At 58.5% G+C, this 1,926-nt stretch carries 2 protein-coding genes; one reads left to right on the forward strand and one right to left on the reverse strand.

What is annotated here, in order from left to right:
• Positions 1–5: 5 nt before the first annotated feature.
• Positions 6–1,262 carry an HlyD family type I secretion periplasmic adaptor subunit gene (locus tag ENZ75_RS30355; protein WP_128278567.1) on the forward strand — a complete coding sequence of 419 codons (1,257 nt, stop codon included), beginning with the start codon at positions 6–8 and terminating at the stop codon, positions 1,260–1,262.
• Positions 1,263–1,308: 46 nt separating this feature from the next.
• Here the strand turns inward: ENZ75_RS30355 and ENZ75_RS30360 are convergent.
• The coding region (locus ENZ75_RS30360; protein ID WP_164888127.1) for an FkbM family methyltransferase at positions 1,309–1,926 on the reverse strand (618 nt) is incomplete at its 5' end.

Consider the following 1,926-nt stretch of genomic DNA (forward strand, 5'->3'; position numbering starts at 1 on the left):
TCTGCATTGGCGGCACTTCCTGCGTTTTCTTGGTGGGAGGCATAGGCGGGTGGGCGGCCGCAACCAATCTCTCTGGTGCAGTCGTGGCTTCCGGCACCTTTGTCGTCGATAGCTATGTCAAGAAAATCCAACATTTGACTGGAGGCGTTATCAGCGAGATTCTCATCAAGGAGGGGCAGAAGATTGCTGCCGGAGATGTACTTGTGCGCCTCGATGCAACGCAAGCGCGGGCAAACCTTGGAATCGTCACCAAGAGGCTGGACGAATTGACTGCACGGCTCGCTAGACTTGAGGCCGAGCGCGACGACGAAGACCAGATTGCGTTTCCAGGAACTTTACTTTCCCGGCTTGACAACACCGATATCGCCGCAGCCGTTCAGAGTGAGCGTCGACTGTTTGAGTTCAGGAAGGAAGACCGAGCGGGGAAGAAGTCCCAGTTGCGCGAAAGAATTAAGCAGTTCGCGCATGAGATCGATGGCCTGAAGTCTCGCGAAACAGCCTTTGATCGTGGGCTCTCTGTGCTTGATGCCGAGATCGCCTCGCTTCAAGTGCTCCGGGCAAAGGGCATTGTTTCTGTGTTGCGATTGAACGACCTGGAGCGAGAGGCGGCGACCCTCGGCGGTGATCGAGGCGAGGCGATGGCCGGCCAGGCTCAAGCAGCAGGCCGAATATCGGAAGCTAGACTGCAGATCCTGCAGATCGACTCCGACCTGAAAACTGAAGTGAGCGCCGAACTTCGTGAAGTGCAAGGTCAGATCGGAGAATATATCGAGCGAAAGATCGCGGCCGAGGATCAACTCAAGCGAATCGACATCATCGCTCCACAGGCTGGCATCGTGCACCAACTGGCATTTCACACTGTCGGCGGCGTCATTTCGCCAGGGGATGTGATTATGTCGATCGTTCCCGATAGCGGCGGGCTCGCGCTGGATGCCCAGATCGCACCGCGCGACATCGACCAGATTGAGCTTGGGCAGAAGGCAGTGCTACGCCTCTCGGCATTCAATCAGCGTACCACGCCAGAACTCAATGGGACGGTTGTCCGTATTGCAGCTGACCTGACGACTAACGAGCGCTCAGGATCTTCCTACTATCAGGTGCGCTTCGTGGTAGCGCCCGAAGAACTGGCGCGGCTAGACGGACTCATTGTTCTTCCGGGAATGCCCGTTGAGGCCTTTATCAAGACCCACGAACGGTCTGCGTTTTCATATTTCGTGAAGCCGCTTTCCGATCAGATCAGTCGTGCGTTCAGAGAGGACTAGGCCACGTCTTTGTAGCAATGGAGGGGGTCGTCTGCTCTATCTTCCTTCACACGAAGGCCCAGATGTCCTCGGCCTGGAAACCGACCTGATAGCCTGATGTCTTCAGCTTGACCACGACCTGGCCGATCTCGGCGGCCGGCAGCGCGCCGACCTCGACCTTGATCATGCCGGGACGGTAGCGCTTGAGGTCGAGTTGTTCGAAGACGATCCAGTCGGCGCCCTCGCAATCGACGAGGAAGGCGTCGATATGGGTGATGCCGTTGCGGTCGAGCAGCGTCAGCAAGGTCTCGGATGGCACCTCGATGTCCCTGAGATGCGGCGCGAACTTGTTGAAGTTGGCGTCGGCCTCGCCCCAGGCATTCTTGCCCGACATCAGATTGGTGTCGGTGACCGACGAACAGCCGATGAATTCGATGGGCAGCGTGCCGGCCTCGAGCGCGGCGGCATCGAAAGTGTGGACGGTGATCGTGCCCTTTGTCTTCGTCACCGCCACCGGCTCGATGATGAAGCGGCTGATGTCGGGGTAGTTGGCGCGCAGCCGTTTCTGATTGTAGGGGATCGGCTCGACCAGCATCGCGCGTGCACCGGGAATCCTGTGCAGCCACGGCGTCACATCGTCGAAGAGCGCGCCGTCGCAGGCGCCGACATTGACCATCTGGAACGG

The organism is Mesorhizobium sp. M7A.F.Ca.CA.002.04.1.1, from assembly GCF_004022805.1.
Classification (GTDB): Bacteria; Pseudomonadota; Alphaproteobacteria; order Rhizobiales; family Rhizobiaceae; genus Mesorhizobium; species Mesorhizobium ciceri.